Origin of the sequence: Massilia niabensis (genome assembly GCF_042655085.1) — a bacterium.
GTDB classification, from domain to species: Bacteria; Pseudomonadota; Gammaproteobacteria; order Burkholderiales; family Burkholderiaceae_D; genus Telluria; species Telluria niabensis.
On record NZ_JBHSMU010000013.1, the window covers coordinates 130,617 to 149,967 of the forward strand.

The window sequence follows — 19,351 nt, forward strand, 5'->3', positions numbered from 1 at the left end:
CTTTGAGTATTATGCTGATTGTCTTATCGCCCGCCAAATCCCTCGACCTCGACACTCCGACTCCCACCCAGGAACACACGCTCCCGGCCTTCGCCGACCGCGCCGCGCAATTGATTGGCGTATTGCGCGACCTGTCGCCCGGCCAGGTTGGCGACCTGATGCACATTTCCGACCAGCTTGCTGTGCTCAACGTTGCGCGCTACGCCAGCTGGACGCCTGAGCACAGCGAGGGCCACCAGGCCGTGATGGCCTTCAACGGCGACGTGTATGCCGGCTTCGATGCGCGCAGCCTGGATGCGGCGGCGCTCGCTTACACCGGGCGCCACCTGCGTATCCTCTCAGGCCTCTACGGCCTGCTGCGCCCGCTCGACCTGATCCATCCCTACCGGCTCGAAATGGGCACCCGGCTGGCCAATCCTGCTGGCCGCGACCTGTACACCTTCTGGGGCGACACCATCACGCGCGCCCTGAACCTGGAAGTAGCCGCAACCGGTTCGAGCGCGCTGGTGAACCTGGCCTCGGAAGAATACTTCAAATCGGTCAAACCGAAGCTGCTCGACGTACCGGTCATCACGCCGGTGTTCGAAGACTGGAAGAACGGGAAATACAAGATCATCTCGTTCTTCGCCAAGCGCGCGCGCGGAATGATGGCGCGTTATGCGGCGCTGAACGGGATCACGGATGCGGAAGCGTTGAAGGAATTCGACGTGGATGGGTATGCGTTCGTGCCGGGGGAGTCGACGGAGCGGAAGTGGTTGTTCCGGCGAAAGGTCTTGGCCTGAAGCGAAGGGCGTCGGGTGGGCGGCGAAGCCGCCGACCCGACGCGGTACATTATTTCAACACATCCTTCGGCGCCGACTTCGTCCAGAACTTCCACCACGGCGTATCGCCGCCGGCGTTCGGGTTCAGGAAGCGGCTGTTCGGGTAATTGAGCGTGAAGACGCGCTGGGCGTCGTCGCGCAGTGCGAGGTTGCCGAGCTTGTCGTACGACCGGATCATGATGAACAGCGCTTCCTCGCGCGCCGGCGACTCCGGGTACTCGGCCACGGCGTTTTGCGCACGGTTGACGGCGGCCAGGTAGGCGCCGCGGCGGTAGTAGTAATTCGCCACATGCACTTCATAGGCGGCCATCGCATTGATCAGGTAGTTCATGCGCGCGATCGCATCCGGCGCGTATTTGCTGTTCGGGAACTTGTCGACGAGCGCCTTGAACGCGGCGAAGGCTTCGCGCGTCGCTTTCGGGTCGCGCTCGGTCGGGTCCTGGGAGTAGATGACGCTCAGGAAGCCGATCTGGTCGTTGAAGTTCACCAGCCCGCGCAGGTAGTACATGTAGTCGACCTGCGGATGGTTCGGGTGCAGCTTGATGAAGCGCTCCACCGCGGCCATCGCTTCGGCCTGGTCCTGCGCCTTATAATGGGCGTAGGCGATTTCCATCTGCGCCTGGGTGGCGTAGGTGCCGAACGGATAATTCGATTCGAGGCGCTGGAACAGCTTGATGGCTGCCTCATATTGGCCGCTGCTCATCTCCCCGCGTGCCTCAGCGTATAATTTCTCCGCTGACCACTTCTGGGTCTCGTCAGTACGTTCCGGCAGAATGCCGCAACCGGACAGGCCCAGCAGGACGCTTGTAGCAACCACCACCAACAGTTTTTTTTGCATAGCTTTTTGCAGAAAAGTTTTACCGAGATTCAACGAACGGCTGATTATAGCCGATGGGACTGACGTGATATTAACAACTACGCCGAATTCGGCGGATTTGCCCCTGGACCCCGATTTCGACGATGAAATCGATGCCGAGTTTCCTGAACTTGCCGGCATTGCCAGCGGCATTGACCTGTCCCCGATCACCTTGCGCCTGGGCGAAGAGGCCTGCGGACAGCGCCTCGACAAGGTCGTGGCAGGCCTGGTGCCGCAGTTTTCGCGCAGCCGCCTGCAGATGTGGTTTGACCAGGGCAACGTCCTGGTCGACGGCAAGCCGGCACGCGGCAAGGATACCGCCTATGGCGACGAAACCATCGTCGTCGCGCCCCAGCCCGCGCCCGAAGATACTGCTTTCGCTCCGGAAGCAATTGCTTTGAATATTGTCTTCGAGGACGAGCATATCCTCGTGATCAACAAGCCGGCCGGCCTGGTCGTGCACCCGGGCGCCGGCAACTGGACCGGCACGCTCCTCAACGGCCTGCTGCACCATGCGCCGCAACTGGCCTCGGTGCCGCGCGCCGGCATCGTGCACCGCCTCGACAAGGACACGAGCGGCCTGATGGTGGTCGGCAAGACGCTGGCTGCGCAGACCGACCTCGTGCGCCAGCTGCAGGCACGCACCGTCAAGCGCGAATACCTCGCCCTGGTCTGGGGCACGCCGCAACTGTCCGGCACCATCGACGCGCCTATGGGGCGCCACCCGAAGGACCGCGTCAAGATGGCGGTCTCGAGCAGCCTGGGCGCCAAGCCGGCAATCACGCACTACACGCGTATCGCGGAAGGCATGCTCGACCGCCGTCCGGTGAGCCTGGTGCAGTGCCGGCTCGAAACCGGCCGTACCCACCAGATCCGCGTGCACATGCTGTCGATCGGCTTCGGGCTGGTGGGCGATTCGGTGTATGGCAAGACGCACCTGAGCCCGGTATTCCATCGGCAGGCCCTGCAGGCGCGCCGCCTCGGCCTGGTGCACCCGGCCACCGGCGAAGCCTGTGAATGGGTGGTCCCGCTGGCCCAGGATTTCGCCGAGCTGATCGCGCGCGCCGGGATCGCCGAACCGGACGCTGTGTAATGGACTGCGCGCACCTGATGTTCCCCGACTGGCCGGACGCCCCAGGCAACATCGGCGCGCTGGCCACCACGCGCCAGGGCGGGGTCTCGAACGCGCCCTACGACGACGGGCGCGGCGGGGGCGGGTTCAACCTTGGGTTGCACGTGGGCGACGACCCGGCGGCCGTGCTTGACAACCGGGCGCGCCTCCAGGCGCACCTGCCCGGCCGCCCGGCCTGGATCTCGCAGGTGCACGGCGCGGACGTGGTCGATGCCGCCACGGTCGGCCCCGGCCAACCGACCCGCACCGGCGACGCCAGCATCGCCACTGCGCCGGGCGTGGTCTGCGCCATCCTGACAGCCGACTGCCTGCCGGTGCTGTTTGCCGATCGTGACGGCAAGGTTGTCGGCGCCGCCCACGCCGGCTGGCGCGGCCTGGCCGGTGGTGTGCTGGGGCAAACGGTGGCCGCCATGCGCGCCGCCGGGGCCGGCGAGATCACGGCCTGGATGGGGCCGGCCATCGGGCCGACGGCCTTCGAGGTCGGGCAGGACGTATTCGACAGTTTTGCCCGGGCACTCCCAGGGCACGACATCGGTTTCGCGTTTGTCCGCCATCCCGAGCGCGGCGGCAAGTACACGGCCGACATGTTCGCCCTGGCGCGCCTGATGCTGGAAAAGGATGCCGTCACCAGCGTGGCAGGGGGCCTGCACTGCACGGCCGTGGAGCGCGACCGCTTCTATTCGTACCGCCGCGATGGCGTGACCGGCCGCCAGGCGAGTTTGATCTGGCTCAAGTGACGCATCCCGGCGTCCTGAATACTTTAGTCCCCTCCATCGCCGCCGGCATCATTGCCTGCGTCCGCGCCGCCCGGTGCTTTCGTCGCTGCGGGGCTTGCCGGGGCTGCCGAACCGTCGTCATGCTTCGTACCTGCCTGCTGGGCCGCGATGCGCCTTGCATGGCGCCGCTTTGACCCGGTCAGGTAAAAAAGTATAGACAGGGGTATCATGCAGTAAATTAAAAATGTCATCACCCCGGCAATGACGGACGTTTCCGTCGCCGCCATCAGGATGACGACATAAATCCAGCCAATCGCAACAATCCACATGCTTTTCTCCAGTTGACAACCCGATTCTAACAACGGACGCCGACATGAATATGCCCGACCCCCAAGCTTTTGCCGCCACCTGGATGACCCAGCTCTCCGACCCGACCGCCTGGCAGGGATGGATGACGCCCCAGGCCGGCGCACTCCAGGGCGCCGCGCCCAATCCGCTCGCCGGCGTGTTCAAGGACTTCGGCGTCACCCTGTCGCAGGGCAGGCTCGACGCGCTGCGCCAGGACTACCTGCAAACAGCCGGCCGCCTGTGGCAGGATTTCATGTCGGGCAAGACCCCGGAAATCCATGACAAGCGCTTCTCGAGCTCGGAGTGGACGGCCAGCCCGTTCTCGGCCTTCACCGCCGCGTCCTACCTTCTGAACGGCGAATTCATGCTGGCCCTGGCCGATGCGGTCGAGGCCGGTCCGCGTGAACGCCAGAAAATCCGCTTCGCGGTACAGCAGATGGTCGACGCAATGTCACCCGCCAACTTCCTGGCCACGAATCCGGAAGTCCACGCCAAGCTCATCGAGACCAAGGGCGAAAGCCTGACCAAGGGTTTGCAGAACATGCTGGCGGACCTGCAGAAGGGCCGCATTTCGCAGTCCGATGAATCGGCCTTCGAAGTCGGCGTGAACGTCGGCACCGCGCCCGGCCATGTCGTCTACGAGAACGACCTGTTCCAGCTGATCCAGTACAGCCCGTCGACGCCGAACGTGCACGCGGTGCCGCTGCTGATGATTCCGCCGTGCATCAACAAATTCTACATCCTCGACCTCCAACCGGAAAATTCGCTGGTGCGTTACGTGGTTGACCAGGGCAATACCGTATTCATGGTCTCGTGGCGCAATCCCGACAAGTCGATGGGCTCGCTCACCTGGGACGACTATGTCGAGCGCGGCGCGATCGAGGCGATCGATGTGGCGCGCGAAATCAGCGGCCAGGAGAAGGTGCACGTGTTCGGCTTCTGCGTCGGCGGCACGATCGCCGCCTCGGCGCTGTCGGTACTGGCCGCGCGCGACCGCCAGCCGGCCGCGAGCCTGTCCCTGCTCACGACCCTGCTCGATTTTTCCGACGCCGGCGTGCTCGAGGTGTTCATCGATGAAACCCAGGTGGCGCTGCGCGAGCAGAAGCTGGCCAAGGGCGGCATCATGCCGGGCGGCGACCTGGCAAGCACCTTCTCGGCCCTGCGCCCGAACGACCTGGTGTGGAACTACGTCCAGCAGAACTACCTGAAGGGCAAGACGCCGCCGGCATTCGACCTGCTGTACTGGAACGCCGACAGCACCAACCTGCCGGGCCCGATGTTTTGCTCCTACCTGCGTAACATGTATCTCGAGGACAAGCTCAAGCAGCCGGGCGCGATGACCGTGTGCGGCGTGCCGGTCGACCTCGGCCGCATCGACTGCCCGACCTTCATCTACGGTTCGAAGGAAGACCACATCGTGCCGTGGCAGGCCGCGTTCGCCTCGGTGAACCTGCTCAACCCGAAGAAGCCGAAGGCGAACCGCTTCGTGCTGGGCGCTTCGGGTCACATTGCCGGGGTGATCAACCCGGCCTCGAAGAACAAGCGCAGCCACTGGGTGAATGAGGCGCGCGATGTGGGCGAAAAGAGCGAAAAGAACGACAAGCGCGGTAAGGGCGGCAAAGGCGAAAAGAACATCATCCCGCTGACGGCCGAGGGCTGGTTTGCCGGCGCAGAAGAGCGCAAGGGCAGCTGGTGGCCGGAGTGGGCGCGCTTCCTGCAAGAAAACGGTGGCGCCGAGGTGCCGGCACCTGCCCAGCCGGGCAACGACCGTTATCAGCCGACCGAACCGGCGCCGGGACGGTATGTCAAGGTGAGGGCGGAGGGATTGTAGAGTGAAGGGCAAGGCAGCGTAATAATTGCTGCACCTGCGCAACGAACGTGGTATTTTTAGTTGGTTTGGCCGGGCGGCGCCATGGCGCCGCCCGGACATAATCGACGCCGGCTTTTTGGTAATTATTCAAAAGCGTTCCGCCCATGCATGGCAGCGACGCAATTTATGGAACCTGAGATGAGCAGTGGAAAAAACAGTACCGAACGCCTGATCAAGAAATACCCGAACCGTCGCCTCTACGACACCCAGACCAGTTCCTACATTACCTTGACAGACGTAAAGCAACTCGTCCTCGACGCCGACGAGTTTACCGTCGTCGACGCCAAGACGAGCGAAGACCTGACCCGCAGCATCCTGTTGCAGATCATCCTGGAAGAGGAAGCCAACGGCGCGCCGATGTTTACCAGCCCGGTGCTGGCGCAGATCATCCGTTACTACGGCCATGCCATGCAGGGCATGATGGGTTCCTACCTGGAAAAGAACGTGCAGGCGTTCACCGACATCCAGAACAAGTTCACCAGCAACGCCGCCGGCGCCATCGAAGGCAAGCCCTTCAGTCCAGAAATGTGGGCGCAGTTCATGAACGTGCAGGGCCCGATGATGCAGGGCATGATGAACAACTACATCGACCAGAGCAAGAACCTGTTCGTGCAGATGCAGGAGCAGATGCAGAACCAGAGCAAGGCGCTGTTCAGCGCGTTCCCGTTCCCGCCGACAACGACCACGACGCCGACAGACAAGAAGTGATTGCGTAGGCGGGGCGTCCGCGTCCCGTTTCGCTGAATGCCCGGCCCTGTGCCGGGCATTTTGTTTTTGAGGCAACGGCCGCGTTGCACAATGGCCCGCCTGGCACCCAAAACGGTCCATCCGGTGTCCTGCCAGCCCCGCTTCAGGTACAATCGCAGATTGCCCAGAATGTTTACCTTCCCGCCGCTCATGCTCGAACTCCGCCGTAATCCCGCACCTGTTACTACCGCTACCCCTGCTGAAGTCGCCGCTGCTGTCGCCGCTGCCCCGAAGGTCGGTTTCGTCTCGCTCGGCTGCCCGAAGGCGCTGGTCGACTCGGAGCAGATCCTGACCCAGCTGCGTGCCGAGGGCTACCAGACCGCCAAGTCGTATGACGGGGCCGACCTCGTCATCGTCAACACCTGCGGCTTCATCGATGCCGCGGTGCAGGAGTCGCTCGACGCGATCGGCGAAGCGCTGGCCGAGAACGGCAAAGTCATCGTCACCGGCTGCCTGGGCGCGAAGAAGGATGCGGCGGGCGAAGATATTATTACCAAGGTCCACCCGAAGGTGCTGGCCGTGACCGGCCCGCATGCGATGGCAGAGGTGATGGAGTCGGTGCACCTGCACCTGCCGATGACGCACAACCCGTTCATCGACCTGATGCCGGACCACGGCGTCAAGCTCACGCCAAAGCATTACGCCTACCTGAAGATTTCCGAGGGCTGCAATCACCGCTGCAGCTTCTGCATCATCCCGTCGATGCGCGGCGACCTGGTGTCGCGTCCGATCCACGACGTGCTGAAGGAAGCGGAAAACCTGTTCAAAGCCGGCGTCAAGGAATTGCTGGTGATTTCGCAGGACACGAGCGCGTATGGCGTGGACGTCAAGTTCCGCACCGGTTTCTGGAACGGCCGCCCGATCAAGACCCACATGACCCAGCTGACCGAAGCGCTGGGCCAGCTCGCGCGCCAGTACGACGCCTGGGTGCGCCTGCACTACGTCTATCCGTACCCGCACGTCGACCAGGTCATTCCGCTGATGGGCGACGGCCACGTGCTGCCTTACCTCGACATCCCGATGCAGCACGCCCATCCTGACGTCCTGAAGCGCATGAAGCGCCCCGCAAGCGGCGAAAAAAACCTCGACCGCATCCTGGCCTGGCGCGCGATGAATCCGGACCTGACGATCCGCTCGACCTTCATTGCCGGCTTCCCCGGTGAAACCGAAGCCGAGTTCGAATACCTGCTCGAGTTCCTGAAGGAAGCGCAGATCGACCGCCTGGGCTGCTTCGCTTACTCGCCTGTGGAAGGCGCGACGGCCAACCTGCTGGCCAATCCGGTGCCGGAAGCAGTACGTGAAGAGCGCCGCGCGCGCGTCATGCTGCTGCAGGAGGAAATCTCGCTCAAGCGCCTGCAGGCAAAAGTCGGCAAGACGATTCGCGTGCTGATCGACGAAGTCACGCCGCGCGAAGCGATCGGCCGCTCGAGCGCGGACGCGCCGGAAATCGACGGCGTGGTCCACATCAAGCGCTCGCTCATTCCCGGCAAGGCCAAGCTGGCCGTGGGCCAGTTCGCCGACGTCGTCGTCACCAAGGCCGATGCGCACGACCTCTGGGCCAGCGTAGTGTAAAAGGGCGGGGGAAGGCCATGACCACGAAGTTGCTCCCGAAGTTACTCGCAAAGTCGCTCCAGACCACCATCGTCCACACCGATTACACGGCGCCCGGCGGCTTTGCCGCCTACCCGCCGGCGATCCACCACGCGTCCACCGTGCTGTTCGAGAATGTGGCGGCGATGCGCTCCGGCCAGTGGAAGGACAAAACGGCCTATACCTATGGCCTGCACGGCACGCCGACCACTTTCACGCTGGAAGCGCGCCTGGCCGAGATCGAAGGCGGCAGCCATTGCCTGCTGGCGCCTTCCGGACTGGCGGCGATCGCGATGGTCGACTTCGCCCTGTTGAAAACGGGCGACGATGTGCTGCTGCCGGATAACGTCTACAACCCGAACCGCGAGCTGGGGCGCTGGCTCACGAACGATTTCGGCATCACCGCACGTTACTATGACCCCCTGATCGGCGCAGGCATCGCCGACCTGATCCAGCCGAATACCAGGCTGATCTGGACCGAGGCGCCGGGTTCGGTGTCGATGGAAGTGCCGGACTTGCCAGCCATCTGCGCCGCGGCGCATGCGCGCGGCGTACTCGTCGCGCTCGACAACACATGGTCGGCCGGGCTCGCACTGCGCGGTTTCGAGCTCGGCGTCGACATCGTCATGCACGCGCTGACCAAATACCAGTCGGGCGGCTCCGACGTGCTGATGGGCGCCCTGATCACCCGCGACCGGGCCGTGCACGACCGGCTCGCCATGGCGCACATGCGCCTGGGGATGGGCGTGAGCGCGGACGATGCCTATCTCGTGATGCGCGGCCTGCCGACCATGAAGCTGCGTTTCGAAGCGCACGATGCCGCGGCGCGCAAGGTTGCCGCCTGGCTGAAAAGCCGCCCGGAAATCACGACGGTGCTGCACCCGGCCTTCGAGGATTGCCCGGGGCACGCCATCTGGCGCCGCGATTTTACCGGCGCCGGCGGCCTGTTCTCGGTCATTTTCGACGAGCGCTATACCGAAGAGCAAACCGACCGCTTCGTCGATTCGCTCACCCTGTTCGGACTCGGCTACAGCTGGGGCGGCGCGAACAGCCTGGTGATGCCGTACCGGATGACGGCGATTCGCCGCAACTGGCAGGGCAGGGGCGTGCTGGTGCGCTTCAACATTGGCCTGGAAGAGCCGGATGACCTGATCGCCGACATGGCGCAGGCATTGGACCGGCTGAACTAGCCCGTCTGCGGCGCCAGCAGGCGTCACGCGCAGCCAACAGCCACCGCAATGCGGTGGTTTTTTTTCGCCTGTCGACAGCCTTAGTTGATCTAATGCAACACGGTTCAGCCCGGGCATGCTGCCGAATTGAATAGTTTTGCGCTTTCCCGTTTCCCCGCGGCAACATACGTGATAAACTTTTTCTTTGTGGAAATACTGGTGACGGATTCATAAGATCAGCGCACCTTCAACACTACGGGAAAAACGGTTTATGTCGCTTACCGACACTGTTCGGCGTGAAGAAGTCATATGGGCCCTGGGGAGCCTGTGCGGTTTCTATCGCATTCCCTTCGACAGTGCCCTGGTCGCCCAGCAGTTCCCGCCTCCCTACAACCTGGGCAGCTTCCACGAGATGGCCCGTTCGCTCGGCATCAAGAGCGGCAGCTGCGATCTTGCCGGCGTCGACTGGCAACAGCTCTCCCTGCCTGCGGTCGCTTTCCTGCGTGCCGAACAGCCAGAGGCCGGCACGAGCGCCGTCCTGGTCGTAAAGGCCGATGGCAAGCTGCTGAGCGTCTTTCGCGCCGGCAGCGACACACCCGAGTCGATCACGGTCGAGGAAGCCGCGCTGCGCTTCGCCCCGAGCATCCTGTTGTTCGGCAAGGAGCCCGATGTCGGCAGCACGGACGGCGACGAGGAAATCGCCGGCTTCACTCAGGAAAAAAAGGCGTTCGGCTTCCGCTGGTTCGTCCCCGAACTCCTGAAGCACAAGTCGATCTGGCGCGATGTCCTGCTGGCCTCGCTGGCGATCCAGCTGGTCGGCCTGGCCACGCCTCTATTCACCCAAGCCATCATCGACAAGGTGGTGGTGCACCAGACCAAGAACACGCTGCTCGTGCTCGGCATCGGCCTCTTGATGTTCATGCTGTTTACCTCCGTCATGACCTGGCTGCGCCAATACCTGGTGCTGCACACCGGCAACCGCATCGACGCCGTATTGGGGAGCGAAGTGTTCCGCCACATGCTGCGCCTGCCGCTGCCGTATTTCGAGCAGCGCCCGACCGGCACCCTGGTCGCGCGCCTGCAGGGCGTCGAGACCATCCGCGAATTCATTTCCGGCGCGGCCGTCACCCTGATCCTCGACCTGCCATTCCTGCTCATTTTCCTGGGCGTCATGTTCAGCTACAGCTGGCAGCTGTCCCTGATCGCGGTCGGGCTGCTCGGGGTGATTGCCCTGATGAGCGTGCTGGTGACGCCGCTGTTTCGCGAGCGCCTCAACCAGCAGTTCATGCTGGGCGCGCGCAACCAGGCTTTTCTCACCGAATACCTGGCCGGCATGGGCACCGTCAAGTCGCTGCAGATGGAGCCGGACGTCGACCGCAAGTACAGCGACCTGCTGGCCCAGTACCTGGCCGCCGGCTTTTCCACCAAGCAGGTCGGCAATACTTATAACGTGGCCGCCAACGCAGTCGAGCAGGTGATGACGCTGTCGATCCTGCTGGTCGGCGCCGTGCTGGTGATGGGGAATGACGGCTTCACCGTCGGCATGCTGGTTGCCTTCCAGATGTTTGCCGGCCGCATGAGCCAGCCGATGCTGCGGCTGTCCGGCCTGTGGCAGGAATTCCAGCAGGCGAATATTGCCGTCAAGCGCCTGGGCGACATGATGGACATGCCGGCCGAGCCGTATGCGCTGGTGCCGAGCCGCGAAGCGAAGGCGCAGGGGCAGCTGGAGCTGGTGAACGTGTCCTTCCGTTATTCCGAGCACCATCCCTGGCTGTACCGCAACCTGAACCTCGCCTTCAAGCCGGGCCGCCTCAGTGTGCTGATGGGCCCGTCCGGCTGCGGCAAGAGCACGCTGGCCAAGCTGATGCTCGGTTTTTACCAGCCCAGCGACGGGCGGGTAGAGCTCGACGGGCGCGACATCCGCTTCCTCGCCGCGAACGAGCTGCGGCAAGTGTTCGGCGTGGTGCCGCAGGAAACGGTGCTGTTTTCCGGGACGATCTACGACAACCTGGTCATGGCCTACCCACATGCCAGTTTCGAGGACGTGATCGCCGCCTGTAAGGCCGCCGAAATCCACGAGACGATCGACAAGCTGCCGCAGGGATACCAGACCGAGATCGGCGAGCGCGGCACCGGCCTGTCCGGCGGCCAGCGCCAGCGCCTGGCGATCGCACGCGCGCTGCTGCGCAAGCCGGGCATCCTGATTTTCGACGAGGCCGTCTCGAACCTCGACCAGCACACCGCCGAGCAGTTCGCCCGCACCGTGAACTCGCTCAAGGGGAAGGTCACGATGGTATTCATCACCCACCAGATTCCGCGCGGCCTGCAGGTCGACGAAGTATTCAGCTTCGACAAGTCTGCGCAGGCGACCAGGCAGGCCGCACCCAAAATGCAGGTCGTGCCGCCATCCACCCCGGCTCCGGCCGCCCGAACCAATCCCTGAACGCGAACTGACCGCAGTTCGCCCCGCTAAAAAGAGGAAATGCAATGACAACTGTAAACTCGTCCGTGACCACCACGCTGGCCTCGAATGTCAACGACCTGGTCCTGACCGGCACAGCCGACATCGACGGCACCGGCAACGCGCTGCACAATACGATCACCGGCAACGCCGGCGCCAACGTACTGGACGGCCGCAGCGGTGCGGACACGCTGGTCGGCGGTGCGGGCAACGATACCTATGTTGTCGACCATGCGCTCGACCGGGTGGTGGAAAATGCGGACGAAGGAACGGACACGGTCCAGTCGAGCGTCACCCATACCCTGGCGGACGGTGTCGAGCACCTCACGCTGACGGGTTCGGGCAGCATCGACGGCACCGGCAACGCGCTCGGTAACGTCATTACCGGCAATATCGGCATCAACACCCTGAGGGGCCTGGAAGGCAACGACACGCTGCTCGGCAACCTGGGCGCGGACACCCTCGACGGCGGCGCCGGCGACGACAACATGCAGGGCGGCCTGGGCGACGACAGCTATGTGGTCGACTCCGTGGGCGACGTCGTGGTCGAGGTCGCGAATGGCGGCGCGGATACTGTTCGTTCAGCCATTTCGTACGCGCTCGGCGACAACCTCGAGCACCTGACCCTGACGGGCGCGCTGGATATCGACGGCGCCGGTAACGGACTGAACAACATCATCACCGGCAACAGCGGCGCCAACACGATTGCGGCCGGCGCAGGCGCCGACACCGTGCATGCGGGCGGCGGCAACGATACCGCCTTCGGCGGCGACGGCAACGACGCGATCAACGGCGACGCCGGCGACGATGCGCTGTACGGCGAGGCCGGCAACGATACCGTCAACGGCGGCAGCGGCGCCGACCGGATGGAAGGCGGCATCGGCGACGATACCTATGTCGTCGACGACGCGGGCGACCTCGTCGTCGAAGCGCAGGGCGCCGGCACCGATCTCGTGCAGTCCAGCATTTCGACCACGCTGACGGAGAACGTCGAGAACCTGACCTTGACCGGCACGGCTTCCACCGACGGCACCGGCAACACGCTCGATAACGTCATCAACGGCAGCGGCGCCGCGAATACGCTGCACGGCCTGGAAGGCAACGATATTCTGAATGGCCACGGCGGCGACGACCGCCTGCTTGGTGGGGACGGCAACGACACCCTCGACGGCGGGGCCGGCGCTGACGCGCTGCAGGGCGACAGTGGCGACGACACCTATATCGTCGACAACGTCCTCGATACGGTGGTCGAACTGGAAGGCAAGGGCATCGACAAGGTCGTGGCAGGCGTGAGCTACACGCTGGCCGCCAACGTCGAGAACCTGACGCTCGGCAGCGCTGCCCTGAACGGCTCGGGCAACGAACTCGACAACGTCGTTACCGGCAGCAACGCCAGCAACGTACTGAAGGGCCTCGACGGCAACGACACGCTGATCGGCAACGCCGGCAACGACACGCTCGACGGCGGCAGCGGCGCCGACGACATGCAGGGCGGCGTCGGCGACGACACCTATGTCGTCGACCAGGCCGGCGACAAGGTCAGCGAGGCGGCAGGCGCCGGCAGCGACACGGTCCAATCCGGCATCACGTACACGCTGGGCGACAACTTCGAGAACCTGGTCCTGACCGGCGCCGACAGCCTCGACGGCACGGGCAATGCGCTGAATAACGCGATGACTGGCAATACCGGCAACAACAGCTTCGCCGGCGGCGCCGGCGACGACAAGCTCAATGGTGAGGCGGGCGACGACACCCTGTTTGGCGAGGCCGGCAACGACACCATTGATGGCGGCAGCGGCGCCGACCGCATGGAAGGCGGCGCCGGCAACGACGTGTACGTCCTCGATCATGTTGGCGACCTGGTGGTCGAAGCCGGCAATGCCGGCAGCGACCTGGTCAATTCAAGCATCACCTACACGCTGACCGATCACGTCGAGAACCTGACCCTGACCGGCACGGCCGACATCGACGGCACCGGCAACGAGCTGGACAACACCATTAACGGCAACACGGGCGCCAACGTTCTCGACGGCCGCGCCGGCAACGACACGATCAACGGCAACCTCGGTGCCGACCTGCTCATCGGCGACGAGGGCAACGACCTGCTCAACGGCGACGCCGGCGACGACCGCCTGCAGGGCGACGGCGGCAACGACAGGCTCAACGGCGGCATCGGCCTCGACCACATGGCCGGCGGCACGGGCGACGACACCTATGTCGTCGACAACGCGGGCGACCAGGTCCTGGAGAACGGCGGCGAGGGCATCGACCTGGTCGAATCAAGCATCGACTACAGCCTGACGGCCAATGTCGAGAACCTGACGCTGACCGGCGGGGCGTATACGGCCGGTTTCGGTAATGAACTCGACAACGTCATCACCGGCAACGGCGGCAACAACCTGCTGTCCGGACAGGACGGCGCGGACACGCTGGCCGGCATGAGTGGCAACGACTCGCTCGACGGCGGCCTTGGCGCCGACCTGATGCAGGGTGGCCACGGCAACGACAGCTATATGGTCGAGAATGCCGGCGACATCGTCGAGGAAAGCCTCGGCCAGGGCACGGACACCGTGTTCTCGGATATCGACTACACGCTCACCGCTAACGTCGAGAACCTGATGCTGGATGGTTCGGACGACCTGGTCGGCAACGGCAACGCGCTGAACAACTTCATCAGGGGCAACCGAGGCAACAACACGATCAGCGCCGGCGACGGCGCCGACACCGTCAATGCGGGCCTCGGCGATGACGCTGTTTCCGGCGGCAACGGTGACGACAGCCTGAACGGCCAGGATGGCAGCGACCGCCTGTCGGGCGACGCCGGCAACGACACCATCGACGGCGGCACCGGCGCCGATGTGATGGCTGGCGGCCTGGGCGACGACACTTTCATGGTGGATGACGACGGCGACCTGGTGGTCGAGGCGGCTGGCGAAGGTACCGACCTCGTGAAATCGAACATCACCGACACGCTGACCGACAATGTCGAGAACCTGACCCTCACGGGCAGCGCGCACATCGACGGTACCGGTAATGAACTGGCCAACAGGATCGTGGGCAATGAGGGCGGGAACGTCCTTGACGGCCGCGCCGGTGACGACCTCATCTATGCCTACAACGGCAACGATACCCTCATCGGCGGCGACGGCAACGACAGCCTGCACGGCGAAGCCGGAAACGATGTCCTGCAGGGCGACGCGGGCAACGACTTGCTGAACGGCGGTGTGGGGAGCGACGCCATGGCCGGCGGCAGCGGCGACGACACCTATGTGGTCGACCAGGCGGGCGACCTGGTGATCGAAAACGTGGGCGAGGGCAAGGACACGGTCCAGTCCTCGGTCAACTACGCTTTGACCGGCAATGTCGAGAACCTGCTCCTGACCGGTGGCGGCAACATCAGCGGCACCGGCAACGCGCTCGACAACGTCATCACCGGCAACTACGCCAACAACGTGCTCAATGGCGAAGCGGGCAACGACACGCTGTTCGGCGACTACGGCGACGACACGCTCGACGGCGGCAGCGGCGCCGACAACATGCAGGGCGGCTTCGGCAGCGATACCTATATCGTCGACGACGCCAACGATGTCGTCAGCGAGGCGGCGGGCAGCGGCATCGATACCGTACGCTCGTCGCTCAGCCACACGCTCTCGGCCAATGTCGAGAACCTGACCCTGACCGGCAGTGAGCACCTGTCCGGCACCGGCAACGCGCTGGGCAACACGATCACCGGCAATGCCGGCAACAACCTGATCGATGGCGGTGCAGGCGCCGACACGATGACCGGCGGCGCGGGCGACGACACGTATATCGTCGACGCCACCGGCGACCTGGTCAGTGAAACGGCCGGCGCCGGTGTCGACATCGTCTACGCCAGCGCGACCCATACGCTGTCCGCCAACGTCGAGCACCTGGTCCTGACGGGCACGGGCGCCATCAACGGCAGCGGCAACGCCCAGGACAACACCATCACCGGCAACGGGGCCAGCAACCTGCTCAGCGGCATGGCCGGCAACGACTTCATCACCGCTGGCGCGGGCAACGACACGCTCGACGGCGGCCTCGGCGCCGATACGCTGCTGGGCGGTACCGGCAACGACACCTATGTCGTGGACGACGCGGCCGACAGCGTGATCGAACACGCGGGCGAGGGCGTCGATACGGTCCAGTCGAGCATCAGCACGACGCTCGGCGCGCACCTCGAACACCTGACCCTGACCGGTTCCGCGCACCTCGCCGGCACCGGCAATGCGTTCGATAACCTCATCACCGGCAACAGCGGCAACAATGTGCTGGACGGCGGCGACGGCAACGACACGCTGGTGGGCGGTCTTGGTGCCGACACCCTCATCGGCGGTCTCGGCGCCGACAGCCTGCAGGGCGGCGCGGGCGACGACACTTACCTCGTCGACGCGAACGACACGGTGGTCGAAGCGGCCGGCGCCGGCATCGATACGGTGCACTCGAACGCGACCTACCTGCTCGGCGCGAACCTCGAAAACCTGGTGCTGACGGGTAGCGACAACGTCAACGGCTCCGGCAACGCGCTCGTCAACAACATCCTGGGCAACAGCGGTAACAACGTGCTCAGCGGCGGCGCCGGGGCCGATACCCTGGCCGGCGGCGCAGGCGACGACACTTATTTTGTCGACAACTCGGGCGACATCGTGAACGAAGCCGGCGGCGAGGGCGACGATACGGTCATCGCCAGCGCGAATTACCTGCTGTCGGCCAACGTGGAGACCCTGGTCCTGAGCGGCAGCGCGAACATCAGTGGCACCGGTAACGCGGGCAACAACATCATCCGCGGCAACAGCGGCGCCAACCTGCTCGACGGCGGCGCGGGTGACGACGCCCTGGGCGGCAGCGCCGGCAACGACACCCTGAACGGCGGCGACGGCAACGACACCCTCGACGGCGGCCTCGACGCCGACATGATGCAGGGCGGCGCCGGCGACGACACGTATATCGTCGACAATGCCGGTGATACCGTCAATGAGGCGGCCGGCAACGGCGTGGATACCGTACTGGCCAGCGCGAGCCACGCCATGGGAGCCAACGTCGAGAACCTGGTCCTGACGGGTAGCGCGAACATCACGGGCAGCGGCAACGCCCTGGACAACGCCCTCACCGGCAATAGCGGCGACAACCAGCTCTCCGGCATGGACGGCAACGACCTGCTCGCGGGCGGCACCGGCAACGACGAGCTGCTGGGCGGCGCGGGCGACGACACCTATGTATTCGGCGCCGGCGACGGCCATGAGCGAATCATCGACGCGCAAGGCAAGGGCACGCTGAGCATCCGAGGCGGCCTGAGCGTGAACGACCTGCACGCCGAGCAGGCCGGCAATGACCTGGTGCTCACCATCGTGGCAACCGGCGACAGCGTGGTGCTGGTCGACTGGCTGGTCCAGGGCGAGGGCGTGACGCAAATCGTCTTCGAGGACGGCAGCACGATCGATCAGGGCGGCATGGCCGCGCTGCTCAATGCCGCCCCGACCGCATTTGACGACGGTGTCGCCGTATTCGAGGACGGGGGCCTGGTCAACGTGCCGGTAACCCAGCTGCTGGCGAACGACACCGATCCCGATGCGGGCGACGTCCTGACCGTGATTACAGTGGGCGAATCGGCCATCGGCGCGTCCATCAGCCTGGACGGCGACGACATCAGCTACGACATCGGCGAGCGCTTCCAGGAGCTGGCGCAGGGCGAAGTCGTGAACGACAGCTTCAGCTACACGATCACGGACGAGATGGGCGAAACCTCGACGGCCGTCGTGAACGTCCAGGTCATCGGCGTCAACGATGCGGCCGTGACCGGGCTTGACGCGGCCGCGATGCTTGAGGACAGCGCGACCACGGTGAGCGGCAACGTGCTGGCCAACGACAGCGACGTCGACAACGGCACCGTGCTCCAGGTGGCAGCCCCGGGCACCATTGCCGGCATCTACGGCAGCCTGACGATAGCGCAGGACGGCAGCTACACGTATAGCCTGAACGATGGCGCGGCCAACGTGCAGGGCCTGAACGCGGGCGAAGTCGTGCTCGATTCGTTCGCCTACGTCGCTACCGACGGCATCGAGGGCGTCGCTTCCACGCTGGACATCACGGTCACCGGCACCAACGATGCACCGGTGGTGAGCAGCGACGCGGCCCAGGTGCAGGAAGACGGCCAGATCGCCGCCAGCGGCAACGTCCTGGCGAACGACCGTGACCTCGACAGCGGCACTGCCCTGGCCGTGGCGGTGCCGGGCGTCTACACCGGCGCCTATGGCACCCTGACGCTGGCCGCGGACGGCAGCTATACCTATAGCCTGGATAACGGCGCGGCAAACGTGCAGTCGCTGGCCGAAGGCCAGTCGGTGGTCGACAGCTTCGGCTACTCGGCGACCGACGGCACGGCAGCGGTCGCGTCGACGCTGGACATCACGATCACCGGCAGCAACGACGCGCCGGTGCTGGCGGCCGACACCGCGCGGGTGGAAGAGGATGCAGCCGGCATCGCCGGCAACCTGCTGGCGAACGACGGCGACGTTGACGCCGGCGCCGTCCTGGCGGTGAGCGCCCGCACGACGCAAGGCAGCCATGGCGCCTTGACTGTCAATGCCGACGGCAGCTACGTGTACCAGCTCGATGCCGCCGTGGTGCAGTCGATGGGCCGGGATGCTTCCGCCTTCGAGCGCTTCAGCTACGGTGCGACCGACGGCATGGCCAGCGGCAGCGCGACGCTCGACATCACGGTCGCCGGCGCCAACGACGCACCTATCGTCGTGACGCCGCTCGCCGACAAGGCGCTCACCTTTAACAAGGCGTTCTCGTTCAAGCTGCCGGCCGACAGCTTCCGCGACCTCGACCAGGGCGACACGCTGACCTATGCAGCGACCCTGGCCGATGGCTCGAAGCTGCCGGACTGGCTGAAGTTCGACGCGGCTACCGGCACCTTTGCCGGCACCTCACCGAAGCAGCTGGGTTCGATCGACGTGCGCGTCACCGCGACTGACGCGGTAGCCGCCACCGGCAGCACCGCCGGCAGCCTGTCCGCGTCGGACGTGTTCACCGTGTCGGTCAGCCACGGCAACGAAGGCGTCGGTAACGGCGAGGATGCGGCGCCACCCGGCCACGATGTCGACCAGAACGATGGCCCGGGCACCGGCCCGGGTAATCCGGGCTCGAAGGGCGGCAGCAAATTGAACTTGTCGCTCGGCGTCAGCGCGCCGAACAACGCAACAAACGGTGCAGCGACCGTGTCGGTTGCCGCCACGGCGGAGGCGCCGAATGCGCTGGGCGTCCCGGCCCTGCTCAGCGCCAGCAAGATCGTCGAGTTCAGCCAGCCGGCCGGCAGCATCGGCAACACCACCTCGGCGCAGAGCTTCGGCGCCTGGCTGAAGGTGGACCTGGCGGTGTCGGAAGCGCTGGCGGCCAAGCAGACGCTGACCTGGCTCGACGATCGCAACGGCGCCGATACCGGCGCCCTGGCCAAGGCGACCTTCGGCTTCCTCGGCTCGAGCACCGCCTTCGGCGGGGGCGGCCTGTCGCTGTCGGGCAGCGGCGGCGTCGAGCTGAAGGGCTTCGAGGGCCTGGGCAAGGGTACGAAGAAGCTCAAGTAAGACGGTGAACAGCCGTAAACAGAAGTAATAGAGG

At 64.9% G+C, this 19,351-nt stretch carries 11 protein-coding genes; 9 read left to right on the forward strand and 2 right to left on the reverse strand.

Annotated elements, in window-relative coordinates:
* Window positions 1–11 precede the first annotated feature (11 nt).
* Window positions 12–782, forward strand: coding sequence for a peroxide stress protein YaaA (gene yaaA, locus ACFPN5_RS12515; RefSeq protein ID WP_379783666.1), 771 nt, complete (start codon window positions 12–14; stop codon window positions 780–782).
* A gap of 49 nt (window positions 783–831) precedes the next feature.
* Here the strand turns inward: yaaA and ACFPN5_RS12520 are convergent, their stop codons facing one another.
* On the reverse strand, window positions 832–1,659 hold the full coding sequence (locus ACFPN5_RS12520) for an outer membrane protein assembly factor BamD (protein WP_379783668.1): 828 nt from the start codon (window positions 1,657–1,659) through the stop codon (window positions 832–834).
* Between the two features lie 64 nt (window positions 1,660–1,723).
* Here ACFPN5_RS12520 and ACFPN5_RS12525 point away from each other — a divergent pair, with 64 nt between their 5' ends.
* Together ACFPN5_RS12525 and pgeF are read left to right on the forward strand one after the other, a co-directional pair.
* Window positions 1,724–2,770, forward strand: a complete 1,047-nt coding sequence (locus ACFPN5_RS12525; protein WP_379783670.1) for an RluA family pseudouridine synthase — start codon at window positions 1,724–1,726, stop codon at window positions 2,768–2,770.
* Entirely contained in the window at window positions 2,770–3,546 is a 777-nt protein-coding gene (gene pgeF, locus ACFPN5_RS12530) for a peptidoglycan editing factor PgeF (protein ID WP_379783672.1), read from the forward strand. The genes ACFPN5_RS12525 and pgeF overlap by 1 nt, the downstream gene beginning before the upstream one ends.
* Window positions 3,547–3,569: 23 nt before the next feature.
* On the opposite strand, the gene ACFPN5_RS12535 is transcribed toward pgeF, so the two are convergent.
* Window positions 3,570–3,854, reverse strand: a complete 285-nt coding sequence (locus ACFPN5_RS12535; protein WP_379783674.1) for a hypothetical protein — start codon at window positions 3,852–3,854, stop codon at window positions 3,570–3,572.
* A 44-nt stretch (window positions 3,855–3,898) separates the two neighbouring features.
* On the opposite strand from ACFPN5_RS12535, the gene phaC reads away from it, so the two are divergent.
* From phaC to ACFPN5_RS12565, 6 genes are all read left to right on the forward strand, one after another.
* Window positions 3,899–5,704 carry a class I poly(R)-hydroxyalkanoic acid synthase gene (gene phaC / locus ACFPN5_RS12540; protein ID WP_379783676.1) on the forward strand — a complete coding sequence of 602 codons (1,806 nt, stop codon included), beginning with the start codon at window positions 3,899–3,901 and terminating at the stop codon, window positions 5,702–5,704.
* A 177-nt stretch (window positions 5,705–5,881) separates the two neighbouring features.
* Window positions 5,882–6,451 (forward strand): polyhydroxyalkanoate synthesis repressor PhaR, encoded by a 570-nt coding sequence (phaR, locus tag ACFPN5_RS12545; RefSeq protein ID WP_379783678.1) that lies wholly within the window; start codon window positions 5,882–5,884, stop codon window positions 6,449–6,451.
* Window positions 6,452–6,640: 189 nt separating this feature from the next.
* Window positions 6,641–8,062, forward strand: coding sequence for a 30S ribosomal protein S12 methylthiotransferase RimO (gene rimO, locus ACFPN5_RS12550; RefSeq protein ID WP_379783914.1), 1,422 nt, complete (start codon window positions 6,641–6,643; stop codon window positions 8,060–8,062).
* A 17-nt stretch (window positions 8,063–8,079) separates the two neighbouring features.
* Window positions 8,080–9,270 (forward strand): cystathionine beta-lyase, encoded by a 1,191-nt coding sequence (locus ACFPN5_RS12555; RefSeq protein ID WP_379783680.1) that lies wholly within the window; start codon window positions 8,080–8,082, stop codon window positions 9,268–9,270.
* A 250-nt stretch (window positions 9,271–9,520) separates the two neighbouring features.
* Window positions 9,521–11,692, forward strand: coding sequence for a peptidase domain-containing ABC transporter (locus ACFPN5_RS12560; protein WP_379783682.1), 2,172 nt, complete (start codon window positions 9,521–9,523; stop codon window positions 11,690–11,692).
* 44 nt (window positions 11,693–11,736) lie between these two features.
* Entirely contained in the window at window positions 11,737–19,317 is a 7,581-nt protein-coding gene (locus ACFPN5_RS12565) for a beta strand repeat-containing protein (RefSeq protein WP_379783684.1), read from the forward strand.
* Window positions 19,318–19,351 lie beyond the last annotated feature (34 nt).